Annotated in this window: 19 protein-coding genes; 12 read left to right on the top strand and 7 right to left on the bottom strand. The window is 37.1% G+C overall.

Annotation, left to right across the window (positions count from 1 at the left end; genetic code table 11):
* Window position 1: 1 nt before the first annotated feature.
* From DKG77_RS01265 to DKG77_RS01250, 4 genes are read right to left on the bottom strand one after another with little or no spacing between them, the layout of a single operon-like run.
* Entirely contained in the window at window positions 2-1,093 is a 1,092-nt protein-coding gene (locus DKG77_RS01265) for a carbohydrate-binding family 9-like protein (RefSeq protein ID WP_109659439.1), read from the bottom strand.
* A 1-nt stretch (window position 1,094) separates the two neighbouring features.
* Window positions 1,095-2,060 carry a glycoside hydrolase family 130 protein gene (locus tag DKG77_RS01260; protein WP_109659437.1) on the bottom strand — a complete coding sequence of 322 codons (966 nt, stop codon included), beginning with the start codon at window positions 2,058-2,060 and terminating at the stop codon, window positions 1,095-1,097.
* Between the two features lie 40 nt (window positions 2,061-2,100).
* A complete protein-coding gene (locus tag DKG77_RS01255) occupies window positions 2,101-3,978 on the bottom strand; it encodes a sodium:solute symporter family protein (RefSeq protein WP_109659435.1) in 1,878 nt (625 codons plus the stop codon).
* A 19-nt stretch (window positions 3,979-3,997) separates the two neighbouring features.
* Window positions 3,998-6,241, bottom strand: coding sequence for a GH92 family glycosyl hydrolase (locus DKG77_RS01250; protein WP_109659434.1), 2,244 nt, complete (start codon window positions 6,239-6,241; stop codon window positions 3,998-4,000).
* A 229-nt stretch (window positions 6,242-6,470) separates the two neighbouring features.
* On the opposite strand from DKG77_RS01250, the gene DKG77_RS01245 reads away from it, so the two are divergent.
* The 7 genes from DKG77_RS01245 (at window position 6,471) to DKG77_RS01215 (ending at window position 16,271) form a co-directional block, all read left to right on the top strand.
* On the top strand, window positions 6,471-7,562 hold the full coding sequence (locus tag DKG77_RS01245; protein WP_109659432.1) for a sensor histidine kinase: 1,092 nt from the start codon (window positions 6,471-6,473) through the stop codon (window positions 7,560-7,562).
* Window positions 7,559-8,299: a LytR/AlgR family response regulator transcription factor gene (locus DKG77_RS01240; protein ID WP_109659430.1), complete on the top strand. Its 741-nt coding sequence runs from the start codon at window positions 7,559-7,561 to the stop codon at window positions 8,297-8,299. Before DKG77_RS01245 ends, DKG77_RS01240 begins: the two co-directional genes overlap by 4 nt.
* 178 nt (window positions 8,300-8,477) lie before the next feature.
* Window positions 8,478-10,835, top strand: coding sequence for a PSD1 and planctomycete cytochrome C domain-containing protein (locus DKG77_RS01235; protein ID WP_109659428.1), 2,358 nt, complete (start codon window positions 8,478-8,480; stop codon window positions 10,833-10,835).
* 1 nt (window position 10,836) lies between these two features.
* Window positions 10,837-12,327, top strand: a complete 1,491-nt coding sequence (locus DKG77_RS01230; protein WP_109659427.1) for a DUF1501 domain-containing protein — start codon at window positions 10,837-10,839, stop codon at window positions 12,325-12,327.
* Window positions 12,324-13,361, top strand: a complete 1,038-nt coding sequence (locus DKG77_RS01225) for an NHL repeat-containing protein (RefSeq protein WP_243414776.1) — start codon at window positions 12,324-12,326, stop codon at window positions 13,359-13,361. Before DKG77_RS01230 ends, DKG77_RS01225 begins: the two co-directional genes overlap by 4 nt.
* Window positions 13,358-14,212: a chitobiase/beta-hexosaminidase C-terminal domain-containing protein gene (locus DKG77_RS01220; RefSeq protein WP_109659423.1), complete on the top strand. Its 855-nt coding sequence runs from the start codon at window positions 13,358-13,360 to the stop codon at window positions 14,210-14,212. The genes DKG77_RS01225 and DKG77_RS01220 overlap by 4 nt, the downstream gene beginning before the upstream one ends.
* Window positions 14,213-14,225: 13 nt before the next feature.
* The gene (locus DKG77_RS01215) at window positions 14,226-16,271 is read left to right on the top strand and encodes a DUF2231 domain-containing protein (RefSeq protein ID WP_109659421.1); all 2,046 of its coding nucleotides are present in this window, start codon (window positions 14,226-14,228) and stop codon (window positions 16,269-16,271) included.
* Between the two features lie 106 nt (window positions 16,272-16,377).
* On the opposite strand, the gene DKG77_RS01210 is transcribed toward DKG77_RS01215, so the two are convergent.
* Window positions 16,378-16,707 (bottom strand): YegP family protein, encoded by a 330-nt coding sequence (locus DKG77_RS01210; protein ID WP_109659419.1) that lies wholly within the window; start codon window positions 16,705-16,707, stop codon window positions 16,378-16,380.
* Window positions 16,708-17,057: 350 nt separating this feature from the next.
* Here DKG77_RS01210 and DKG77_RS01205 point away from each other — a divergent pair, with 350 nt between their 5' ends.
* The 5 genes from DKG77_RS01205 (at window position 17,058) to DKG77_RS01180 (ending at window position 22,881) form a co-directional block, all read left to right on the top strand.
* The gene (locus DKG77_RS01205; protein ID WP_109659417.1) at window positions 17,058-18,371 is read left to right on the top strand and encodes a gluconate:H+ symporter; all 1,314 of its coding nucleotides are present in this window, start codon (window positions 17,058-17,060) and stop codon (window positions 18,369-18,371) included.
* An 11-nt stretch (window positions 18,372-18,382) separates the two neighbouring features.
* A complete protein-coding gene (locus DKG77_RS01200; protein ID WP_109661359.1) occupies window positions 18,383-18,847 on the top strand; it encodes a RidA family protein in 465 nt (154 codons plus the stop codon).
* Between the two features lie 48 nt (window positions 18,848-18,895).
* Window positions 18,896-19,960, top strand: a complete 1,065-nt coding sequence (locus tag DKG77_RS01195) for a dipeptidase (protein WP_109659415.1) — start codon at window positions 18,896-18,898, stop codon at window positions 19,958-19,960.
* 364 nt (window positions 19,961-20,324) lie between these two features.
* A complete protein-coding gene (locus tag DKG77_RS01185; protein WP_109659411.1) occupies window positions 20,325-21,434 on the top strand; it encodes a helix-turn-helix domain-containing protein in 1,110 nt (369 codons plus the stop codon).
* 253 nt (window positions 21,435-21,687) lie between these two features.
* A complete protein-coding gene (locus tag DKG77_RS01180; protein WP_165819325.1) occupies window positions 21,688-22,881 on the top strand; it encodes a serine hydrolase domain-containing protein in 1,194 nt (397 codons plus the stop codon).
* Between the two features lie 3 nt (window positions 22,882-22,884).
* Here DKG77_RS01180 and DKG77_RS01175 read toward each other — a convergent pair whose 3' ends face one another.
* On the bottom strand, window positions 22,885-23,574 hold the full coding sequence (locus DKG77_RS01175; RefSeq protein WP_109659407.1) for a LytR/AlgR family response regulator transcription factor: 690 nt from the start codon (window positions 23,572-23,574) through the stop codon (window positions 22,885-22,887).
* Between the two features lie 2 nt (window positions 23,575-23,576).
* Window positions 23,577-24,479: a sensor histidine kinase gene (locus DKG77_RS01170; RefSeq protein WP_165819324.1), complete on the bottom strand. Its 903-nt coding sequence runs from the start codon at window positions 24,477-24,479 to the stop codon at window positions 23,577-23,579.
* Window positions 24,480-24,756: the final 277 nt, after the last annotated feature.

Below are 24,756 nucleotides of genomic sequence, written 5' to 3'. Positions count from 1 at the left end.
CTTACTTGCGGTAAGCCTCAAACTTTCCGTCTTTGGCAATACATAATATATTTTTACTGAATGGACTTTTGGCCCAAATGGTGAAACCATTGGTATACTTTTCCAAAACCGGGGTCACGGATTGCCCAAATATCTTTTTGGGAACACTAAAGGTTTGTTCATTTGTTGTTTTCCAGTAAGTATCCTTGTTTTTTTCATTGATAAGGCCTCTGTACAACTTGTACAGATACCATTTGATATGGTCGTCTTTTGGTATTTCAAAATTGACGGTGGTGTTTCCAACTTTACCGTCTGAAAAAAATACATACCCCCATTTTTCGGGTTCGTGCATGTTGATTACTTGTTGAGGGGACCAGACCCAATTGTATTCATGCATGAATTTGCCGGTTTTTTTATCTTTTTTTCTGGAGTACTTTCCATTGGACAAATCAAAATTCCAATTTACCCTTGAGAAACTGATTCTCCAATGTTCATTTTTTGGAAGAATGGTCTGTCCGCCTGGATCAGTATAAAAAGACCATGGAATGGCAATCTCTATGGTCCATCCTTCATCAATATCCGAAGCATCGTTCAATGTACCTTGAATAGAAACTGCAGATTGAAGCTCTTTAAAATCCCATCCGCCCAATACTTTTCCACCATTACGATAGGGCTTGGAGAGAAATAAATCCCAAATTGTGTTTAAAGCATTCATTTCATACTCATAATAATTATGAGTGTCCCCATCTGGGTCAATAAAGATTTCAAAATCGTTATTATAAAATATGATCGTATCACGTTCTTTTAGGTTTGCCCAAACGTGAGGTTCTTCTAGCTCGGCAAAGAAATAGATGTTGGTTTCATCCCACAGTATTTTCATTCTTGTATCATAAGTTGGCCTTTTTACGCCCTCTATGTCTATGAACAAATCTGACCAAACTGCCTTTTCCCAAGAAGACTCATTTGCCTTTCCATCGATTGTAATCGAATCTAACGTTTGATAAGCCACGTAGGTCCTTGGTTCCTCTTGCGAGCATAAGAATATGCACCCTATGTACAAAAAGAAAAGGATTAAACTCACTAGTTTTTTATGTTTTCCTACGCCTTGTTCCATTTCATAAACTGTTCTTTATTGTGAATTGTATGACTTCGGATATGTGTCCAAAGGCCATTGCGGTAACTGTATCTGCTGCACCATAATAAATTGTAACCTTATCTTCTGCAATAGAATGTAATGTTGCGCAAGGGAACACTACGTTTGGTACATCGCCCATACATTCATATGGGGTTTGTGGTGAGAGTAAATAAGGTTGCGTCCTGTGTTTTACTTTGCTAGGGTCGTGTTGATCTAAAATAACTGAGCCCATGGAGTATCTAAAGCCATTGCAGGTGTTTATGACACCGTGGTAGAACATTAACCAACCTTCATCTACCAAAATTGGAACCGAACCTGCCCCAATTTTTGTGCATTGCCATGCGCTATCTGTAAATGGGGCAGCTTTCATGACACATCTGTGTTCTCCCCAATATTTCATATCAGGGCTGTAGCTAAGATAAATATCTCCAAAAGGGGTATGTCCGTTATCACTCGGTCTACTGAGCATGGCATATTTGCCATCTATCTTTTCTGGAAAGAGCACACCATTTCTATTGAATGGCAAGAATGCATTTTCACATTGAAAAAATTCTTTGAAATCAAAAGTATAACCAATGCCGATTGTTGGACCATGGTAGCCGTTGCACCAGGTAATCCAGTATCGGTCCTCTATAAATGTAACACGGGGGTCGTATTTATAATCTGATGCAATCATCTGTGTGTTCCCTGCTTCAAATGCTATGGGCTCATGATCAATGTCCCAGTTGATGCCATCTTTGCTAAAACCAGCAAAAATATTCATTTGCACCGCTTTGTTATCACATCTAAATACTCCGGCAAAGCCGTCTTCAAAAGGAACAACAGCGCTATTGAAAATACTGTTGGATGATGGTATGGCATCTCTTTTTATAATCGGATTTTGGTCGTATCTCCAAATTATATCAGTATTGTCTGCCGGTCTTTCTTGCCACGGAATCGCGTTCATTTTCTTTATAATCTGATTTTAATTAGTTTAAAAACTAAGCTTAGTTAGGTATTTTTTTCAACTTATCCAGCCAAGTGTATTTTAAAATTAAAGAAGTTGTTAAAAACACCACTAGTGTTAAAATGGCTTTTGGATAGTCTCTAATTATAAAATATATGGGCAGTAAGATCATGCTGGATTGCCAAACAATGCCAATGGCACAATTCGTCATGTCTAACCAAAAATCATTGTTCTTCTCAAAAGAAGGGTCTTCATTTTTTAGCTGCATTTGAATGGGTTTCCACCAACCCCAAGGTTTTACATCTTTGTAAAAAGATTTTAGGACTTCTGCAGCTGTAGGTTTTGACAGGTAAGTTCCTAAAAAGGACCCTAACAATGAAAATCCAAAAATCAATGGGAAAAGATAGATGGCATGAATGTGCGATAGGTCATACAAAAAAGTGCCTTCTAAAAAATTGGCCTTATTCTGATCTAAAATGAACTGAAGACTTGCTATTAGCAACCCTGCAACCATTCCCCAAAAGTATCCCCAGCCGTTAAAGCGCCACCACACCCATTTTAAAAAGTTGGATGCTACATATCCGCCATATAAGGCACTGCTTATCCATAACGTAAGTGAGTTGATGGAATCTGCAAAAAAGCCCATACATACGCCCAACCCAACTACAAAAAATGAAGCAATATGACTGGCCTTTATGTAATGCTTATTGGACGCTTTTGGCTTAAAGTATTTTTTATAGATATCGTTAACTATATAAGCTGGACTCGAATTTACAAAAGCTGAAAACGTAGACATAAAAGCGGCTAAAAGGCCTGCCAATAACAACCCTTTAACCCCAACTGGAATATGGTGGTTGATGACTTTTGGCAGGATAACCTCCAAATCGCCCCCAACCAATCCAGGATTGGTGCTCATTTCTGGAGCCAAAACTACTAAGGCAATGACTACGATTCCGGTAACCAATAAGTATCTGGGTATATATAAAACCAGATTGGTAAAACCACTCATATAAGCAGCTTCTTTAACCGTTCTTGTAGATAGAATGCGCTGAAAATCATAACTGGGTACAGGCCCTGCAATACTTGCAAAGAAACCTTTGAAAAGCGACATTCCAATAAATGCCCCAAACATTTTATATCCTTCCGTATCTATTAAATCGTTAAAAGCCTGAAATTTGGTATTCCAATGTGTTTCCAGCTCACCGCCAAAGAAAATAGTTCGCCATTCATCAGAGATTACCATGTTAATTTCTACATCGCTAATGGCAAAAAAAGTATAGCCTGCTACCAGTATGCCGGCTATAACCATGATGATATATTGTAAAACTTCAGTAGCTACAACAGAGAACATGCCTCCTTTAACAGTATAGATAGTAGTTAGGAAAATAATTATAAGTGCATAGGACTGTTCTGAGGTCAATAAAAGAACATTTCCTATTTCCAAAGGAATGTCCCAAGGTAAGATAATGGTCAAAAACTTACCTGTACCTTCAAAGAAGTATGCTATGAATCCTACGGCAGAAACAACAGCAAATATGGCCACAATACTGTGCGATGCCCTTCCCGATCTACCATCTCCAAATCGTGTTAAAATCCACTCAGAACCGGTCATGATGTTGGAACGCCTTATCCAAACGGCCAAAAACATCATAAGAAAGACCTGATTCCAAACGGGCCAAAGCCACATAAACATAAAGCTTTTGGCGCCATATAGAAATAATATACCAACCATCCATGCGGTTCCAGATACATCGAACATGCCGGATCCGTTGCTTAGGCCTAAATAGTACCATTTAATATTATTTCCTCCTAGAAAATAGGATTCTAACCCATTGGAAGCTTTTTTGGAAACCCATATTCCAATAAAGAGCGTCAGTAACACATAGACTACTATGATCGAAATGTCTATTACATCCATATAATTGTACTGGTCATATTTAAATACCCCAATTTTTATTGGGATCAGGACCCATTTCAAATTCTAATGTGCCACCTGCCATTAATTCCGTGTGTGTTATGTAGGTGCGTTGCAATGATTCTCCATTTAGTTTAACTGCTTGAATGTACTTATTGACTGATGAGGTACTCTCAGCTGAAATGATAAAATCCTTTGTTTCTGATATTGTTATGGTCGCTTTCTTAAAAAGGGGGCTTCCAAGTTCATATTGACCTGATGCCGGGTTCATAGGGTAGAGGCCCAATGAACTAAAAACATACCACGCAGACATTTGCCCACAATCTTCGTTTCCACTCAAGCCTTCAGGCTGCGTAGTGTATTGGGTATCTAATATTTGTCTTACCCAGTATTGAGTCTTCCATGGTTCTTTTGCACTATTGAACATGTAGGCAATATGATGGCTTGGTTCGTTACCATGTGCATACTGCCCAATTAGACCCGAAATATCTGCAGAAACGTTTTCTCCAGAAATCTCTGAACTTTCAGTGAAAAGTTGTTCCAACTTTTTTGTAAAAGCCTTGTTTCCTCCATGCAACTCTATAAAACTTGGAACATCATGCAAAACAAACCAACTGTGTTGCCAAGCATTGCCCTCTGTATAATCAGTATGCTCCCTATGACTTGAAAACTTGGGGTCAAATGGCTCGTTCCAACTTTTTCCATCTACGGACTTACCTCTCATAAATCCAGTTTCGGTATCAAAAAGATGTCTAAATGCCTTAGAACGATTGCTGAAATATTGATAATCCTCCTCTTTGCCTAAATCCTTGGCCATTTGTGCAACACACCAATCATTATAGGCAAATTCAAGGCTTATCGTAACTGACTCATCCAATTCTGTATAAGGAATATATCCGTATTCTTTATAGGGTGCCAGTCCTCTAATATCTCCCATCATGGTATTGCGAACAGCCTCGTATGCTTTATCAACATCATAATCTCGAATTCCTTTTAAATAGGTATCCACAACAACTGATACCCCATGGTTTCCGGTCATGGTATTGGTTTCGTTGCCATATAAGGTCCATACGGGCAATCTACCTTGTTCATCATAATAGGCAAGCATAGACCGCACAATATCGTTTGCTTTTTCAGGCTGTAAAATATTTAATAAAGGATTTTCGGCCCTAAAGGTGTCCCACAGAGAGAGGGTTGAATATGCATTCCAATCTTGGGCAGTACTGATACTGTCGTTTTGCAATCGGAACTCGCCATTAATATCACTGAAGAGCACCGGAGCTACCTGCGTATGATATAATGCAGTATAAAAAATGGTCTTTAGAGAATCTTGAGGTGTCTCTATCTTAATTTTGGACAATAGCTCTTCCCATTTTTTGTTTGTTTGGCTTTTTACTTCGTCAAACGAAACGGAAGTACCATAATTTCTAAGATTTTCTTTGGCGTTTGCAATGCTTACGGAAGATACCGCCACTTTGATTTCGACCGTTGAGGTTGAATCTTTGTTAAAAAAGAGTTGTGCTCCCGTTTTTGTTCCTTTTGCTTTTTTCCTGCTGCCCAAAGTTTCACCATTGGACATAAAATGAGCGTTTATGATTGGTTCTGAGGTTTCCAATACAAAGAATACTTTTTGGTTTTTTGCCCAACCCGCGCTGTGTCTGTATCCCGCAATCTGGGTTTCACTTTCCAATGCAATGTAGCTTTCGGTAGGCGCATCCCAATTTACCGCATAGCCTAAGTCAATAATAAAAGAAGGCACATCACTTTTTTGATACGTATACTTATGTAAAGACACATATTCGTTGGCGGTAAGTTCAACTCGTATATCATTTTCCAGGTCAACTTTGTAATAACCAGGGGAAGCAGTTTCGCTAGAATGGGAAAAACGGGCAGTATAGGGCAAACTATCCCTTGCAATGCCAAACATAGATACATTGGTCGTTTTGTTTGTTGGCATTAACAATAGATCGGCCAAATCCCCTATTCCAGTGCCGCTAAGATGCAATTGTCCAAAGCCAGAAATAATGGAATCTGTTATATGGTAACCAGAGCACCAATCCCAGCCTGTGGTGCCATTATCCGGACTTGGCTGCACCATTCCAAAAGGAGCAGTTGCGCCAGGAAAAGTGTGTCCGTGACCACCTGTGCCAATAAAAGGATCTACATACCCGGTAAAATGATCAGAAGTGCTATTTAGTTTTTTTTCTTTACAAGATGAGCCAATGAAGAACACTATCAAAAAGAAAAGAAAAGAAGATTTGCTCATCTGCTAATTATATTAATATTGATATTTTTTATACTTTTCCTCAAAATATATTTGATTTTCTTATGGTGATTAGGCGGTAGCGTAGATAAATTCAATGGTTGTGATTGGTTGTGCAATTGTATTCCTAAATATTTATAATTTTATTTTGAGGAGGAATAAAATTAGACCAACAACCTGCCCCAAAAGCTAAACAGCAGAAAAGCCGTACAAATAAAATGCATCGAAATCCATGTACATAAATGATAAATTGGATGAGCTTTTAAAAGCTGAATCTTCGCAACAGTATCGCATTACCTATATGCACCATATTATTTTTTGGGCAATTTATTTTGCACTGAATACATTGCGTTGGGGTAGCATGCATGACGATTTTGAATACTCCATCAAAACCAACTTGATAGGTTTTCCAATTCATATTGCCCTTTCTTACTTCAATATTTATTTTTTGATGCCCAAATATGTTTATAAAAGAAAATACATCACATATACCACAATTGTGTTGCTTTCATTGTTTGTTATGTTGTTGGTAAAATATAACCTTACCTACTATTTAGTGAGTACTAATGTATGGCCAGAGGGACCAGCCGAACTGGCAGGAGAAGGGCTGACCCTAAACTATGCAATACAAACAATGTTGGGAGAACTCTATGTGGTGTCTTTTGCCACTGCTATTAAGATAACCGTAGATTGGTTGCGGGAAAACAGTAAGCTTCATGACCTTGAAAAAAGACAATTGACAACAGAACTCAAGTTTTTAAGGTCGCAAGTTTCTCCACACTTTTTCTTTAATACATTAAACAATATTTATTCACTCACTCTTGAAAAATCTGATAAGGCGCCCGAGGTAATTCTAAAGCTATCTGGACTAATGCGATACTTACTATATGCCACAAGAAAAAGAAAGCAAGACCTTAAAAGCGAGATAGATTGTATTCAAAACTATATAGATTTAGAGCGAATACGATTTAATGATTCATTACAAATAGATATTGGGATTTCAGGTGATTTAGAGAATAAGATGATAGCTCCAATGTTGCTTGTTCCATTAATTGAAAACTGCTTTAAACATGGAGCGAGCAAAAACATTGGCGATATGCATATTACGATAGATATAAGTGTTGCCGACGATTTTTTGTATTTTAATGTGTCCAACACCATTCCTGTTAGTGACAGAGAAAGCAAAGTGGCGACCAGAAGTGGCGGCATAGGACTTTCCAATGTAAAAAAACGTTTGGAACTGGGGTATGATTCAAAAGATTATGACCTTGATATTTTTGAGAAAGAAAATATGTTTCATGTAGATTTAAAACTAAAAGTATGACAGCTTTACGAGTTATTATTATTGATGATGAGCCATTGGCCATAAATGTATTGAAGAACTATGCCGAACAGATAAAACAATTAAATCTTGTCCGTACTTTTTCAAATGCTATCGACGCCACATCATTTCTTCAGGAAAATGAAGTTGATATCATTTTTCTGGATATCAATATGCCCATTTTGGACGGGCTCAATTTTTTAGAATCGCTGCATGTTTCTCCAATGATAGTGATCACTACTGCGCATGAAGAATATGCATTAAAGAGTTTTGAACTTGAAGTTATTGATTATCTCGTAAAACCTATTCCTTTTCCAAGATTTCTAAAAACAGTAAATCGAATTATAAGCTTAAAACAAGGAGCATCCAATAGCGGGACCCATTCAGCGCACGAAAAGCCAAGTATTTTTGTCAAAGTGGACAAAAAAAAACTACAAAAAATTTTTCTGGATGAAATTGTAGTAGTTGAAAGCCTGAAGGATTACATTCGAATCAAAACTACCTCAGCAAAGTATATAATTCACAAAACCCTGGGCAGTTTTACGGATGAATTGCCCTCCGATAAATTTCTGCGGATTCACAGATCCTACACTATTGCTATAGATAAGGTTGAGGCAATAGAGGGCAATAGTTTAGAAGTTGACGGAATTAGGTATACCATAGGCAGGAGCTACCTAAATGATGCTAAAGGCCGAATTTTAAACGATTCAATAACATGGGGTAGGAATTCGCCAGAGTAATGGAGATTCCCCCTTTTACTGTATTCAAACAGACTCGTTTCTCAATTGTACTGTCAACTCTAGTTGAATTTGCATAAACAAATTCATTAGTCTTTTCTGGTCTGCCATTGGTCGAAATTTTTGAGTGCAATTCCAGTTATCTAATTAGCTTCAAAGCAACAATCAAAAATCCAATTGTATGCCTGTCATCAGGACGTTGATAAAGAAGAGGTTTCTACCGGTACATTTTGTTATTCTGTCTTTTTTAGTGATAAGCTGTCAGAGTAAAAAAGGAGAGTATGCAATTATATCTCTAGAACAGTCCATAAGTCAAATCCCAGATAGTATTGACTTCTCATTTCATATAAAACCAATTCTTTCTGATAGGTGTTTCGTCTGTCATGGACCAGATAAAAATGCAGTTGAAGGTGGACTTTCTTTGAACAAACCTGAAGATGCATATGCCGCAATTGGTGAGAACAAAGATAGATATGCAATTATCCCCGGTGATTTGGAAAAAAGTGAGTTGATAAAACGAATTTTTGAAGATGACCCTACGCTTAAAATGCCCCCACCGGAATCCAACCTCATATTGTCCGATTATGAAAAGGAACTGCTTAAAAAATGGGTGGAGCAAGGCGCTGTGTACAAGAAGCATTGGGCATTTGTACCGCCAGTTAGCCCAGCAGTGCCGATAATTGAAAATGATGAATGGAGCCAAAACGAGATAGATAAGTTTATTCAAGAAAAATTAAACCTCCAAGGGTTTTCGCCTTCAAAAAAAGCTGCTAAAGAACAACTTGTCCGTCGCGCATTTTTTAGTATCGCAGGACTGCCTCCAAGTGTGGATCAAGTCAACGCCTTCATAAAAGACACCTCTAAAAATGCTTACGAAAAAATTGTTGATTCTTTGCTCAATACCACGGCTTATGCCGAGTACATGGCTGCAGACTGGATGGACGTTGCAAGATATGCGGACACACATGGCTATCAAGATGATTTTGAGCGCACCATGTGGCCTTGGCGGGATTGGGTCATTCATGCCTTTGAAAAAAATATGCCTTATAATGAATTTGTCACCTACCAATTGGCGGGAGACATGCTTTCCAATGCAACCAAAGAATCCATTTTGGCCACAGGATTTAACAGAAACCACAAGATAACTGCAGAAGGAGGGGTGATTCCTGAGGAATACCGCATAGAATACGTAGAGGATAGGACAAATACATTTAGTACTGCTTTTTTAGGAATGACCATGGAATGCGCCCGCTGTCATGACCATAAATATGACCCTTTAAGCCAAAAGGAACATTTCCAGCTTTTCGGTTTTTTCAATAATATAGATGAGAAAGGGCTTATGGCAAATGCCCAAGAAATACCGAAACCATATATAATAGTTTCAAAAGAAGATAAAGAAGGGGTGTTGAACTTTGTGAACATGACCAAAAACCCTGAGCAAAAGGTAGAGGTAATGGTTATGAGGGATATGCCGGTACAGAGAGAAACATTTGTTTTGAATAGGGGGGTTTATGACCAACCTTCAGAACAAGTCTTTCCTGCAACGCCTGAGGCTATTTTACCATTCCCAGATAACTTTCCAAAAAACAGATTGGGCTTATCCAAATGGTTGTTTCATGAAAAAAACCCATTGACTGCGCGTGTTGCGGTCAACCGAATCTGGCAGAGAATGTTTGGAAAAGGTTTGGTGGAAAGCTCTTATGATTTTGGAAACCAGGGAGCATTGCCTTCGCATCCAGAATTGCTTGATTTCCTGGCGGTCAAGTTTATGAAAGAAGGATGGGATGTTAAGCAAATCATGAAATATATGGTGCTCTCTTCCACCTATCAACAGAGTAGTCATATAACAGAAGAAATGCAAGAATTAGACCCAGAAAACACCTATTTGGCAAGAGCTTCCAGGTTAAGGTTGAGTGCGGAAATGATTAGGGATCAAGCCTTGAAAATAAGTGGATTATTGAATGAGGAGGTTGGTGGTCCAAGTGTAAAACCGTACCAGCCAGAAGGTATATGGGAAGAAACTACAGGTGGGGGAGGTGGAAGTACCTCAACTTACGTTCAAAGTGAAGGTGAAGATCTGTACAGAAAAAGTTTATACACCTTTTGGAAGAGAACGGTACCGCCGCCGACTATGATGACTTTTGATGCTTCCTCAAGAGATCTTTGTACCGTAAAGCGCCAAGAGACTAACACGCCATTGCAGGCACTTGTGCTTTTAAATGACCCACAGTTAATAGAAGCGGCAAGGGCCTTGGCATACAAAGCCATAGATGCAAGCGGTAAAGAACCATTGAACCAAATAGGCTATGTTTTTCAAAATGCTACTTCTAGAAAACCAAATGAGGAAGAATTGAAAATCTTACATAACCTTTATTTAGATACGTTTGAAAAGATAAAGGCAGGGGAAGTGGTTACTGACGAATATCTGTCAATTGGGGAGTTTTCTACAGATATGGAAGTTTCTTCAGACCATTTAACGGCATTGGCCTTAACGGCACATACAATACTAAACTTAGACGAAACCATTTCAAGAGGGTAATATGAGTGAAAAGAAAATAATAGCGGACAACGCAATCAATATGAACAGGAGGTCTTTCTTAGGAAAGTCTGCGTTGGGAGTTGGTGGAATGGCATTGGGTTCTCTTCTTGGCTGTAATTTTTATCAAAAAGAAGGCAGTTTAATTACTAAAGCGGATAATCCAATGGGGATAAAAGGTATTCTTAACTCCCCTCATCATCCCGCAAAAATAAAACGCGTCATTTATCTATTTCAAAGTGGAGGTCCTTCACAATTAGAACTTTTTGATTATAAACCGTTGCTTAACCAGAGGAGGGGCGAGGATTTGCCAGAATCTATTCGTAACGGACAACGTTTGACTGGCATGACCTCAGGACAGGACAAGTTTCCTTTGGTAGGTTCAAATTTTGGTTTTCAACAACATGGTAAAAACGGAACATGGATCAGTGACCTACTGCCCTATACGGCTAAAATGGTAGATGAGCTATGTATTGTAAAATCAATGTATACCGAAGCAATAAACCATGATCCAGCTGTCACTTTTTTTCAAACAGGATCACAGCAACCAGGCAGGCCTAGTATTGGCTCTTGGTTAAGTTATGGACTGGGAAGCGAAAATGAAAACTTACCTTCTTTTACAGTGTTATTGTCGCGGGGAACAGGAAGACCAAACGGTCAACCTTTGTACACTAGATTATGGGGCAATGGTTTTCTTCATTCATTGCATCAAGGGGTACAATTTAGGGCAGCAAAGGACCCTGTTCTTTATTTAAATGACCCTAAAGGTATATCTAAAGAAACCAAGCGTTCCATACTCGATAATCTAGCCGTACTTAATGAAAAACAGTATAAGGAATTTGGCGACGAGGAGATTCAAAGCAGAATAGCCCAATATGAAATGGCCTATAGAATGCAAACTTCTGTTCCGGAGGTAATGAACACAGAGAACGAACCGGATTACATTTATAAAATGTATGGGGCTGATGCTAAAATACCGGGCACTTATGCTGCTAATTGTTTGCTGGCTAGAAGGTTGGCGGAGCAAGATGTTCGTTTTATCCAATTGTACCATATGGGCTGGGATCAGCATGATAATTTGCCTTCCGCAATTGAAAAACAGGCAAAGGACGTAGATCAAGCTTCGGCTGCTCTAGTTGCTGACCTTAAGCAAAGAGGGATGTTAGAAGATACATTGGTTGTATGGGGAGGTGAATTTGGTAGAACTAATTACTCTCAAGGTTTATTGACCGATACTAACTATGGAAGAGACCATCACCCAAGGTGTTTTACTATGTGGATGGCTGGAGGAGGTATTAAGCCAGGTTTTGTTTATGGTGAAACAGATGAGTTTGGTTATAACATAGTTGACAATCCTGTGCATGTTCATGATTTTCAGGCAACACTGCTTCATTTATTGGGTATTGATCATGAAAGACTCACTTATAAATATCAGGGCAGAAGATTTAGGCTTACAGATGTAGAAGGACATTTGGTAAAAGATATATTGGCATGATGAATAGGAGACGGTTCATCGAAAAAGGAGGGTTGGCCTCTTTGAGCTTGGCATCCATAGGTAGTTTATCATTTTCTGAGCGTATGCAAAAAGACGTTGTTATCGGTCATGGAAGTCATCAGTATAAGATAGACTTAAACTGGGGAAAACTTAATAGCAAGAACTTTCCAGTGAAGGACTGTCATGAAATGGTGCAAGATGCTAAAGGAAGAATTATCCTGTTGACCAATCACACCAAAAACAATGTTCTTATCTATGATAAGTCTGGAAAATTGTTAGATACTTGGGGAAAAGAATATCCTGGTGCACATGGGTTAACCATACATGATGAAAATGGAACCGAATTTTTGTACATCTCTGATAATGATAGGCACGAGGTGATTAAAACGACTTTGGATGGAAAAGTGATTCAAGTTCTTCCATTTCCAAAAGAAAGTGGGAAATATCAAAACAAAGAGGAGTACATACCCACAGAAACCGCTATTGCAGAAAATGGGGATATCTATGTTGCAGACGGGTATGGTTCTCAATTTATAACGCACTACGATTCCAAAGGAAACATAAAAAACATATTTGGGGGTAGAGGTGATGAAGATCACCTATTCAATAATGCTCATGGTATTTGTATTGATGATCGTGACCCAAAGAATCCAACTTTGTTGATAACCGCTCGCCAACAAAATAGGCTAAAACGTTTTTCGTTGGATGGAACCTATCTTAACTCCATTGATTTGCCAGGAGCATACATATGCAGGCCGGTGATACATAACAATCACATTTACTTGGCTACTATATGGTCTGGAGATGGGTCTGAGGGCACAGGTTTTATTTCAATATTAGATGAAAACAACAAATTGATTTCTGCTCCGGGTGGAAGTATTCCAGAATATGAAAATGACAATCTGAATCCGATGCATCAAACTTTAAAGATTTTTACGCACCCTCATGATGTGTGTATAGATGAAGATGAGAATATTTATGTTGCCCAGTGGAATTCTTCGGCCACATATCCCATAAAATTATATCGGGTATGACGGTTTTAGGTCTTAAGTTAAATACAGCAATTGGCACTTTTGGCAAGATTGCGAAAGGAACGGCTTTGATTTTCTTTTTCAGTTTAACCACTCTTTCGTGCCAATCAAAGAAACCTATTTTTTTAAATGAATCAGCCATTCAATTGTCACTTCCCATAGTTCACATAGATTCATCACTTTTTAGAAATTCGGCATTGGTAAAGGTAGATTTGGCTTATGATAATGCAATTCTCCGATATACAACGGACGGAAGCAATGTTACAGAAAATGCCAGTAGTTATGGGGCACCTTTAAAAATTACAACTACGACTCACTTAAAAGTAAGGGCTTTTCACAAGGATTTTAAGCCTAGCGAAGAGCTAGCGATGGTTATACGTAAAATGAGCAAGGATATTTCCAACGCTGCAATAAATATTAACCCAGGACCCAATGAAAATTATAAAGGAAGTGGAGAAAACACCTTGATAGATGGCCTTAAGGGAACCGTTAACTTTAGAAATGGTGCAAAATGGTTGGGTTTTCAAGAAAACGAAATTGTTGTTGACCTTAAATTTTCTGAACCTATTTTGGTGGAAAAGTTAATCATGAGTGTTTTACAAGATCAAGGGTCATGGATTTTTTTACCTGCTTCAATAAGTGTAAAATCTAAAAAGGGGAATATAGGGGCTATAGAATTGAACAGTGGTGATGAAGCAAAAAGCAAGACAATGGATTTTATTGAGGTTCCAGTTCAAAAAGAAAAATATAGCGAATTGACCATAACCATTTCTTCTTTAAAAGAAATCCCTGGTTGGCATCCAGGTAAAGGAACATTGCCTTGGGTTTTTGTAGATGAAATTATTGTTGAATAAATAAAAGTTAATAATGCAGTTAGGAAATTTACATCCTTTATTTGTCCATTTGCCCATAGGGATTTTGGTTTTAGCATTTTTAATGGAGCTCTATTATTATAAAAAACCGGCCCCAAAAGATAACGGAACTATCCTTTTTGCTCTGGCAATAGGTGCTTTTAGTGCTATCTTTTCAGTTGCATCTGGTTGGTTTTTAGGAGAAAATGGAGGGTATGATGAAGAGCTGCTTTTTAGGCACAGGTGGATTGCTGTAGCTTTTTCTGTGGGAGCTTTGATATTATTTTTCTTAAAGAAATCAGCCAATGGGTTGGCTCAAAAAACGTACTTCCCAGTATTTGTGTTGGTGTTGATTTTGTTGACCTTAACAGGCCATTTCGGAGGAAGTCTTACTCATGGCGAAGATTTTTTGTTCAAAGAAGCTTACGAAGAACCTGTAATTGAGGATATAGCACAAGCAGTGGTATTCTCAGATGTCATTCAACCTATTCTTCAGCAAAAATGTGTTAGTTGCCACAATAGTGGGAAGGCCAAAGGCGGGTTATTGCTTACATCACAAAAAGAGTTATTGGCTGGTGGAGATTCAGGCTCACTTCTAGATTCACTGGAGAAGGAGAAGACTTCGTTGCTTATGCATCGTCTTTATCTTCCTATGGCAGATAAAGAACATATGCCACCAAAGGGAAAAGTGCAGCTTACCTCTGAAGAAGTACTTTTAATGAATTGGTGGATGAAAAATGAGAATTGTTTTGATTGTGTGGTAAAGAATCTGCCTACAGATGAAAAGTTGGATGCAATTTTGGCTTCATTGGAAAAAGACAACTCTCTCAAAGCACTAATTGCGGAAAAAGTGGATGATGTGCCTTTAGAGTTCATTGCAGGTTTGTCACAAAGTAATATTTCTGCCCAGTTAGCTTCAGAAGAGATGCCGTTATTGTTCGTTAATTTTTTGAAACGAAAGAACCTTAGCGATGAGGACTTTGATTTGCTTAAGCCTTATAAAGACAATATTGTCGAAATAAACTTAGGATATACCAATTTAACCGATGAATTGGCAAAACGGCTAAAACAGTTTAAACATCTTACAAAGCTCCAGTTGCAGAATACAGGGATAACCAATGCTACTGTTCAGATAATCAGCAACTTAGAATTTTTAGAATCGTTAAACCTTTATGGTTCTGAGTTGGACGATTCTGCCCTTAACTCTTTAGCAACGCTACCTAATTTAAAAAATCTGTACGTGTGGCAAACCAAAATGACCAAAGATGGGCTTTCTGAATTTCAAAAAGAGAATGAAACAATTATGGTGCAAAGTCGAGTCGCGGATAGTGTTTTTGCGTCTAGCACCTTATCTCCACCAACCATTATTGCAGACCAAGAAATTTTTAAGGATTCTGTAAAAATATCTATAGAACAATATTTTGAAGGTGCCAAGGTGTTTTATATCACTGAAAATTCAAAAAATGATACTATAGCCAAAGAATATACCGAGCCATTTTATCTTAAAGAAACCTCTACCCTAAAGACATATTCCACATTGGACAATTGGGAACCTAGTTTAACAAGTACTGCACATTTTCTAAAAAACCAAGTGGAGATCAACAATATCACTTTGGCTCAATCACCTCATCCAAAATACACGGCTAAAGGGGGGGAAACCCTTATGGACCTTAAACGGGGGACAACTAACTTTGTTGATGGAAATTGGGTGGGCTATGAAAGTCAACATATGACGGCAACAGTTGAATTTAAAGAACAGACCACAATATCCAACATCTCGGTCGGGAGCCTTTCCATACCCACTAGTTGGATTTTCTTTCCCGTAGGTTATACCGTTTGGGGTTCAGCCGATGGGAATAGTTTCAAAAAAATAAAGACTATAAAATTACCAAAACCAACACCTTCAATTGATATTGAGCGGATGGCTTACAACATTAGTTTTGATCCTATTTCATTAAAAAAAGTAAAACTTTTTGTTGAAAGCCCACTAAAAAATCCAGATTGGCATATTGCTCCAGGAGGTAATAGTTTTATTTTCTTGGATGAACTGGTTTTTAATTAATCTGTAGCCGATTTATGGTCAAGGAGAAAAGAGAGACGGCCCAATTGGGCCGTCTTAAGTTTTATATCAACACTAACATGATATAAAAGAGATATTTTGGAAAAAGCTATGAATTATCTTCGACAGAAGCATCTGGCGCATTGCTTTTTACAGAAGCGACACCGTTCTCCATGGCGGATGCACTTGAGTACATTTCACTTGCCCCAATAACTTGTCCGTTAGAAGCTTTCAAATTAAAATAAGGGCTGCCGTCCTTAGCAGTTTTTCTGTCAAACCTATTGTCATCTTGAGAGTTTGTTCGCACGGATGCGATACCGTTTTCGCAAGCAGGCTTTGTAGTATATGCCTCACTACTTAGAATAACTTGGCCGTTGTTGGCCTTTAAATTAAATCTGAATTGTCCAGATTTGTCTTTCTTTATTTCAAATTTACCCATGGGATTATGTTTTTAATTGCTTTAAAACTAAGTTTTTTATTAAAAATATGCTAATCATGCATAGTAAATAATAATAAACGGCTTAAAATAAAAAAGCCTTCAACTTTAGCTGAAAGCTTTTGAGGTCCTTTAGAAATGATGTTCCAGTATTTTAAATGTGTCTGTAAAACAATAAAAATTGATGGCAAGGCCAGGGTATTGCATCAATTTTAAAAGACGGAATGGTTTAAAATGGTTATTCTGTATTAACCATCACAATATTTGTCTTTTTTGATGGTAATCCATGATGGATTGTTGGCGGTTTTTACTTCTGAATTCTTACATTTATATACGATCAATAACCAAAATTTATGCCCATTGTTTTTGTAGTAATAGGAATATTCCTGTTATTTCTCCTCATCGCAAAATTTAAACTCAACGCTTTTCTTTCATTTATAATTGTTTCCTTATTTGTTGGAATATCCCAAAGCATGGATTTAGAGGGTCTTGTAAAATCCATCCAAACGGGCATTGGGAATACACTTGGTTTTTTGGTCCTGATTTTGGGTCTAGGTGCAATGTTGGGGAAACTGGTTGCCGATAGCGGTGCGGCGCAACAGATTACTACAAAATTGGTAGGAGCTTTTGGGGTCAAATATGTGCAATGGGCAGTGGTTTTAACTGGATTTATTGTGGGTATTCCCATGTTTTATTCCGTTGGGTTTGTAATATTGATCCCTTTAGTATTTACCATTGCTATTTCAACCGGTCTTCCATTGCTATATGTTGGGTTGCCCATGCTCACATCCTTATCCGTAACCCATGGATACCTTCCACCACATCCTGCTCCAACAGCTATAGCAGCGATGTTTAATGCCAATATCGGAAAAACCATGATCTATGGTATTGTCATAGCAATTCCTGCAATTGTTATCGCTGGTCCTCTTTTTGCACGAACAATAAAAAAAATAGAGGCCAAGCCTTTGAAGGAATTTTACAATCCGGTTGTTATAAAGGATGAGTATTTGCCTAGTGTTATGGTAAGTGTTATTACCGCTTTGCTGCCCATATTGTTAATAGGTCTTTCCATTGCTGCAGATCAATTTATGCAAGACAGTAGTGTTAAAACCATTCTTGTGTTCTTGGGAAATCCAGTTATTGCTATGTTAATCTCGGTATTGGTGGCGATTTATACGTTGGGATTGGCAAGAGGTAAAAAAATGATTGCGGTTATGGACTCTCTGTCCAGTTCTGTATCCAGTATCACTATGATTCTTCTTATTATTGCTGGAGCAGGTGCTCTTAAAGAAGTACTGGTGGACAGTGGCATAAGCAATTATATTGCAGATTCATTAAAAGGCTCTAGTGTATCTCCTTTGGTTTTGGCTTGGTTGATAGCAACAGCAATACGTGTTTGTGTTGGTTCTGCAACTGTAGCTGGGTTGACAGCGGCGGGCATTGTTCTTCCACTGGCATCAGGAACAGGTGTTAATACAGAACTCATGGTGTTGGCCATTGGCTCCGGAAGTCTAATGTTATCTCATGTAAACGATACTGGTTTCTGGATGTTCAAAGAATATTTCAACCTTACGGTCAAAGAAACTTTGTCCACATGGACGGTTATGGAAACCTTGGTTGGAATAATTGGACTTTTGGGAGTATTAACGTTGAATATGTTTATTTAATTTTTATAATTATGGATAATTTACCTTCAGAAAGAATAAAACAGTTGGGGCTTCAATTTCCTCCTGCCCCTAAACCACTTGGAGTATACAAGCCACTATTGGTGGTGGATAATTTTCTGTACATTTCTGGACAGGGACCTATTAATTTGGATGGAACTTTGATGATAGGTAGAGCTGGAGATGACCTAAACGAAGATGAAGCTAAATTGGCAGCTCGCCAAGTTGGACTAACCATGTTATCTACCATTCAAACACATTTTGGCAGTTTGGATAAAATAAAAAGAGTGGTCAAAGTTTTAGGAATGGTGAATTCTACTCCTGATTTTGGAAGACAACCCTATGTTGTAAATGGGTTCAGTGAACTTATGGCTGATGTGTTTGGAAAAGAAAACGGCATTGGAGTTAGAAGTGCAGTTGGCATGATGTTACCAGACAATATTCCCGTTGAAGTAGAGGCAATGTTCCAGTTGCATTAAAGCAACAAAAATTGCCTGTGTATTATTTATATATTATAACACCTAACTATGTTCGTATTCGATGCACATTTGGATTTGGCCATGAACGCTTTGGAATGGAACAGGGATTTGACCTGGACTGTTGAGGAAATTAGAAAGAGTGAAATGGGGATGACCGATAAACCGGATCGGGGCAAAAACACGGTTTCGTTACAGGCAATGCGAAAAGGTAATGTTGGCCTCTGCGTAGCAACACAAATTGCTCGTTACGTAAAAAGAGGAAGTCCATTACCAGGTTGGAACTCACAGCACCAGGCTTGGGCGCAAACCCAGGGTCAATTTGCCTGGTACAAGGCTATGGAAGAAATTGGTGAGATGGTGCAAATTACCAATATAAAAGAGTTAAAAGCACATATTGCACTTTGGAAAAAAGATGGTTCCAAAAAGCCAATTGGATACATACTTAGCTTAGAAGGTGCAGATTCGATTGTTACTATAGAGCATCTAGAAAAATCTCATAAAATGGGGTTAAGGGCCATTGGTCCTGCGCATTATGGGCCAGGGACATATGCACACGGCACTGACTCCATTGGGGGAATTGGCTATAAAGGAAAAGAACTTCTAAAAAAAATAGAAGAACTCAACCTTATTTTGGATGCCACCCACCTCTGTGATATGAGTTTTTGGGAAACCATGAAAATATACAATGGACCGGTTTGGGCAAGCCATAACAACTGCAGGAAATTTGTAAATCATAATAGACAGTTTTCGGATGAGCAAATCAATGAACTTATTAGTAGAAAAGCGGTCGTAGGAATTGCTCTTGATGCATGGATGATGGTCCCTAATTGGATAAGGGGAAAATCCACTCCAAAAGAAATGGGGGTTACCTTAAACAAAGTGGTGGATAATATTGATCACATTTGCCAACTGGCTGGCAATTCCTTACATGTGGGCATTGGAACAGATCTTGACGGGGCTTTTGGAAAGGAACAATCCCCGGAGGATCTCAATACTATAGCTGATTTGCAGAAAATTCCTGTCTTACTATCTAAAAGAGGTTATTCAGATGGTGATGTAGAAAATATAATGCACCTCAATTTCATTAAATTCCTTGAAAGAACTTGGAATTGATCTATCACAAGAAAGCAGAAAAGCAAAAATCCCAAAACATTGAAAAACAATGAATTGGAATTTAACTCTGCGGTCTGGAAGGAAGTATTGATTGATGGTTAAACATCTGCTGATATCTGAACTCAAATAGGTTAAAGTAATTCCTGCTAAGCATTGATTCTAAGTTCTTGAAAACATTAGCAGATATTGTAATGAATTCTATGCATAATACAACCTCAAGAAATTCGAACTGGTTTAATGGATACATAGGAAAACAACTATTCATTTTGCCATGCTTTAGGTTTTCTGTTATTTTAAACATCATTTTTGATTAAAGAAAGCAAATATGGATAGCTTAGACCTGAAAATATTAAGAAATGGCTAAATGATCAAATTCCATGTAAACATTGTTCAGCTTCTTAGTTTTACGGCGATAATCACTGGCTTGATTTTTTCCTTTTTGTTATTGGTAAAGAAAGATAATCGAACAGCAAACAAATTTCTTTTGGTGCTCCTTATTTCTTTGAGCAGTACATTGCTGACCAGCCTATTTTTGGAGTTTAAGCTTTATGGAACCAATGAATGGCTCTACTACCTGCCTTTTACAATGACGTATTGGCTAGGCCCTGCTTTTTATTTTTACATTAGATGTCTTATTCAACCAGACTCAAGATTTCTTCCCAAACATCTATGGCATTTTGCACCACTTGTCCTAAATTATTTGCATGGATTTTATCACATTTTAATCGAAAATGAGGATTACAGTCAAAAACTACACAACTTTACAGAATCAATAGGGTTTTACGCGATACCGTTGATTTTTATTTATCTAGCTATGGCGTATAAGAATCTTGGAAATTACAACTCATCCCTGCTGAATCATGTATCCACTATAGATAATGTAACTCTTAACTGGATAAAACAGCTCATTGGAGTTTTGTCATTTTCTTTTTTGGCGATAGTACTATTTCAGTTGGTGGACTATGAAGTACTCATAGATTTTACTGTGGAATACAATCAAGGACTTTTATTTTCCTATCGCTGGGTTACTCAGCTCATTTTGATAATTACAATCTATTGGTTAAGTATAAGGGGTTTTGGTCAAGCTCAAATTTATAATCCACCCATTAAAGCTGATTTTATTGTTGATGATAAAGACTATTCTAAACCTATAGCGGTTTTGAAAAGTATAATGAAAAACGAAAAACTTTTTTTGAACCCTGAATTAAACCTGACAATGTTAAGTTCCCAATCTGGATTTACCGAAAAAGACATATCACTTGCCTTAAATAGAAAGTTGAAAAAGAACTTTTATTACTTTGTAAATGAATATAGGGTAGATGAGGTAAAAAAACGTCTTGGAGATTCTAAGTATGAGAATCTTAAAATCATGAGCATAGCCTATGATTGCGGATTTAATTCTAAGGCGACTTTTAATAGGATTTTCAAGAAATTTACAAACCAATCTCCCAGAGCCTTTCGAAACAGCTTTTAAAATTCCGTATCGCTTCAAGATTAAGTCTCAATAAGTTTTCTGAGACTTCTTTGCTGTTGATCTTTATTACATTGGACCATTTACAAGACATAATGCCCATAGTACTCTTTTATATTCTCTAAACATTTTCTAACAAAAAGGATAAACCTGAAATAGATTGATAGTAGAAATATTTGGTAATTAGATTATGGGGAGTAGGGGTTTAATCAAAGTGATAACGGAAACTATTAAGAAATCGCTAAAGAAATTTAAAATGAAAAAACTGAAAAAAATTGGAGGTGTCACTATTTTGATAATCACCATTATTTTGGCTACGCTTTTAATATATCAATATGATCTCTTCAAAAGGTTATTGGAAAGAGGTCCCAACTATACTTATGCCCAAGCCTCAAATTGTAGTGTACAAGATAATTGGGCTATTGCGAATGGGTCTTATTTCAACTCAATTTCAGCTGCTAGAGACAGTTTGAAAATTTTAAAAAGAAAATATAGAATTCCCGGATTGGCAATATGTGTAGCTATCAATGATGAAATTATTTGGAATGAGGGATTTGGATGTGAAAATATTGAATTTAACCACCCTATTACTAATTCCTCCTTGTTCAGGATAGGAAGCATATCTAAAAGTATGACGGGAATTGCGTTGGGGAAATTATTGGATGATCAAAAGCTGGACCTAAATGAAGCTATAGGTAATGTTTTAGCTTCTTTTCCAAAGAAAAAGTATGAAATAAGAATTAAGGATTTAGCATGTCACCAAAGTGGTGTTCGAGGATATAAAGGTTTGGAGATGTTGTCTAACAAGTCTTACAAAAGTGTACATGAAGCTATGAACATATTCAAAGATGACGACTTGCTTTTTGAACCGGGAACCAATTATGAATACAGTTCCTATAATTATTCTATTCTTAGTGGGGTGATAGAAGAAATAACTGGTGATCTGTATTTGCGCTTCATGGACCAGAAGATTTTCGAACCCTTAGGGATGATCCATACCATACCGGATGATAAGCGAATGAATTATATAGGTTATAGCTCTTCAATTAAAAAAGACGAAATAAGGAAAACTCTTGAAGTTGATTTAAGCAACAAATGGGCAGGTGGCGGCTTTCTGTCCACTCCTAAAGATTTAGCTTTGATGTTTACGAAATTGGACGCTCTGTTGACAGAAGAGTCTCAAAACAAAATCTTTGAATCTCAAAGATTAAGGAATGGGGAAAACACAGGTTATGGGTTGGGCTTTAGAAAAACGTACTTCACCAAATCAAAAAAAACAGTAATACATCATGGAGGAAGTTCAGTAGGAGGGCGCTCTTTTGTGCTAAAGGTACTTGAGGATAATATTGTTGTGGCAATTTGCGCAAATAGTGATACTGGTTTATTGAACCCAAATGATTATGGGTTGATCGAGGTGTTTAATATTGCGAAGCTTTTTCATAATGAATAGAAATCATTTTATATTTAAAAAAGAAATCAATTTTTCTTTATATTTTTTCCCAATAGGTAATTTTTCTCCCTTTATAAGGAGATGATTTGACTCTATTGATTCTATGCTATTTAGTGAAATGATAAAAGACCTGTGTATTTGGATAAAGTAGTTAGGAAGTTTGGTAAGGGCATCAGAGATACTTTCCCTTACCATGATTCTTTTTCCTTCGTTCAGGTTGTAAAACATGTAGTTGCCCTGTTTTTCTAGATATAAAATGTTTCTAGGATTAACCCTGTGCAGTATATGTCCGCTCTTAAGACTTATGCTTTTGTTTTCGACACTTGATAAAGGTTCTTTGTTTTCGACATTTTTTATTTTTACGATGGCCTTTAAGAATCTTTCAAAAGATATCGGCTTAAGTAAATAATCTATAGCATTTAACTCATAACTTTCTACTGCATACTCCGAATAGGCAGTGGTGAATATGATTTTAGTGCTTGGCTTTATTGTCTTGGCTAAAGATATACCCGATAATTTAGGCATGTTTATATCCAATAATAAAAGATCTACTTGGTTGTATTGTATAAAACCTAATCCGTCAAGTGGGTTTCTGAATGATTCAAGGCAGTTGAGAAAAGGCAGTCTTTCAATATAATTTTTTAATAATTCAATCGCCTTAGGCTCATCGTCAATGATAACAACTTGTAACATAACTATAAAACAATCTCAAGATTTATTTTAAACATTTCTTTTGGTTCATATATTTTTAAGATGTGCATTTTTGGATAGAGTATTTCCAGCCTCCTACGAACATTTGTTAACCCAATTCCAGAACTGTTATTTTCAAATTCATTCAAGGGATCATTTACATGTAAAGAATTTTCAACCAGGAAATAGAGTGTTTTGTTTTCAATTTCAAGCTTGATTTTGACATATGATTTTTCGTAAATATTGATACCATGCTTAAATGCATTTTCAACAAAGGGAATTAGCAGAGCAGGGTAAATTTTGATATTTTCAAGATCACCCTTTACTTCAAACCTTATTTCAATTGAATCAGTGTGGTCAAATCTAAGTTTGTTCAAACTTATGTAATTATCAATGAACTCAATTTCCTTAGTAACTGAAATAGTTTCTGAACTGCTATCGTATAGCATAAATCTTAATAACTCCGATAACTGAGATATCCCGTTTGAAACATCTTTTTGGTTTTCTCTCTCGGCTATAGAAAGAAGATTATTTAAAGAATTGAAAAGGAAATGGGGATTTATTTGAGAGCGCAATAGGTTGAGCTCCGCTGTTCTTTTTTGTTCTAACAAATCTATTTTGATGTTTTGGTCCTTTTTCCATTGGGCCAAAAAACTATATATGATTGATGCAGCTGCAAAGAATAAATAAAGACCAATCCCAATTCTTAAATATCTTGAAAAGCACAATTTATCACAGAAGATTAATAATGTCAATTTCTCCAATAACAGAAAGAACACTATTAAGAATAGTGTAAGTCCAAAGAATTTAAAATATTTTTTTTCAAAAATCAGTCTTGAGAAAAAGAAAGAAATTAGGTAGAAGAAAACTACTTTAAAAACTATAGTTGCCAGTAATCCATATTGCAACTTATAATTATAGACCTTGGTTATGGATTGAATTCCTCCTCGGTATTCAACAATGCTATCAGTTTCTAAGCTAAATGTGCGAGCAATAAAATAGGTGGCAAAAATCCATACAATTATATGAACAAGTACGTGAATTGCTCTTTTGACCAATAATCTTTGCATTGATGTAATATAGTTAAAATTGGCACTAGGTTTAAGCTAGTTGTTACGAACGTACTGTATCGTGTTATAAAAGCTCAAAAAATGCAATAAGCTTTTATGTCATCAGATTTTAGTG

This window comes from Flagellimonas aquimarina (assembly GCF_003149745.1).
Taxonomy (GTDB): Bacteria; Bacteroidota; Bacteroidia; order Flavobacteriales; family Flavobacteriaceae; genus Flagellimonas; species Flagellimonas aquimarina.
Note: the sequence above shows the minus strand (reverse complement) of the source record. Positions and strands in the feature narration are given on the sequence as shown.

Bases quoted from the DNA above. Each gene is read 5' to 3' on its own strand.
- DKG77_RS01230 (WP_109659427.1), top strand. From the start codon at position 10,837: ATGAGTGAAAAGAAAATAATAGCGGACAACGCAATCAATATGAACAGG.
- DKG77_RS01205 (WP_109659417.1), top strand. From the start codon at position 17,058: ATGCCCATTGTTTTTGTAGTAATAGGAATATTCCTGTTATTTCTCCTC.
- DKG77_RS01250 (WP_109659434.1), bottom strand. From the start codon at position 6,241: ATGAGCAAATCTTCTTTTCTTTTCTTTTTGATAGTGTTCTTCATTGGC.
- DKG77_RS01265 (WP_109659439.1), bottom strand. From the start codon at position 1,093: ATGGAACAAGGCGTAGGAAAACATAAAAAACTAGTGAGTTTAATCCTT.
- DKG77_RS01220 (WP_109659423.1), top strand. From the start codon at position 13,358: ATGACGGTTTTAGGTCTTAAGTTAAATACAGCAATTGGCACTTTTGGC.
- DKG77_RS01255 (WP_109659435.1), bottom strand. From the start codon at position 3,978: ATGGATGTAATAGACATTTCGATCATAGTAGTCTATGTGTTACTGACG.
- DKG77_RS01260 (WP_109659437.1), bottom strand. From the start codon at position 2,060: ATGAACGCGATTCCGTGGCAAGAAAGACCGGCAGACAATACTGATATA.
- DKG77_RS01215 (WP_109659421.1), top strand. From the start codon at position 14,226: ATGCAGTTAGGAAATTTACATCCTTTATTTGTCCATTTGCCCATAGGG.
- DKG77_RS01180 (WP_165819325.1), top strand. From the start codon at position 21,688: ATGAAAAAACTGAAAAAAATTGGAGGTGTCACTATTTTGATAATCACC.
- DKG77_RS01175 (WP_109659407.1), bottom strand. From the start codon at position 23,574: ATGTTACAAGTTGTTATCATTGACGATGAGCCTAAGGCGATTGAATTA.
- DKG77_RS01185 (WP_109659411.1), top strand. From the start codon at position 20,325: ATGATCAAATTCCATGTAAACATTGTTCAGCTTCTTAGTTTTACGGCG.
- DKG77_RS01245 (WP_109659432.1), top strand. From the start codon at position 6,471: ATGTACATAAATGATAAATTGGATGAGCTTTTAAAAGCTGAATCTTCG.
- DKG77_RS01195 (WP_109659415.1), top strand. From the start codon at position 18,896: ATGTTCGTATTCGATGCACATTTGGATTTGGCCATGAACGCTTTGGAA.
- DKG77_RS01240 (WP_109659430.1), top strand. From the start codon at position 7,559: ATGACAGCTTTACGAGTTATTATTATTGATGATGAGCCATTGGCCATA.
- DKG77_RS01210 (WP_109659419.1), bottom strand. From the start codon at position 16,707: ATGGGTAAATTTGAAATAAAGAAAGACAAATCTGGACAATTCAGATTT.
- DKG77_RS01225 (WP_243414776.1), top strand. From the start codon at position 12,324: ATGATGAATAGGAGACGGTTCATCGAAAAAGGAGGGTTGGCCTCTTTG.
- DKG77_RS01235 (WP_109659428.1), top strand. From the start codon at position 8,478: ATGCCTGTCATCAGGACGTTGATAAAGAAGAGGTTTCTACCGGTACAT.
- DKG77_RS01200 (WP_109661359.1), top strand. From the start codon at position 18,383: ATGGATAATTTACCTTCAGAAAGAATAAAACAGTTGGGGCTTCAATTT.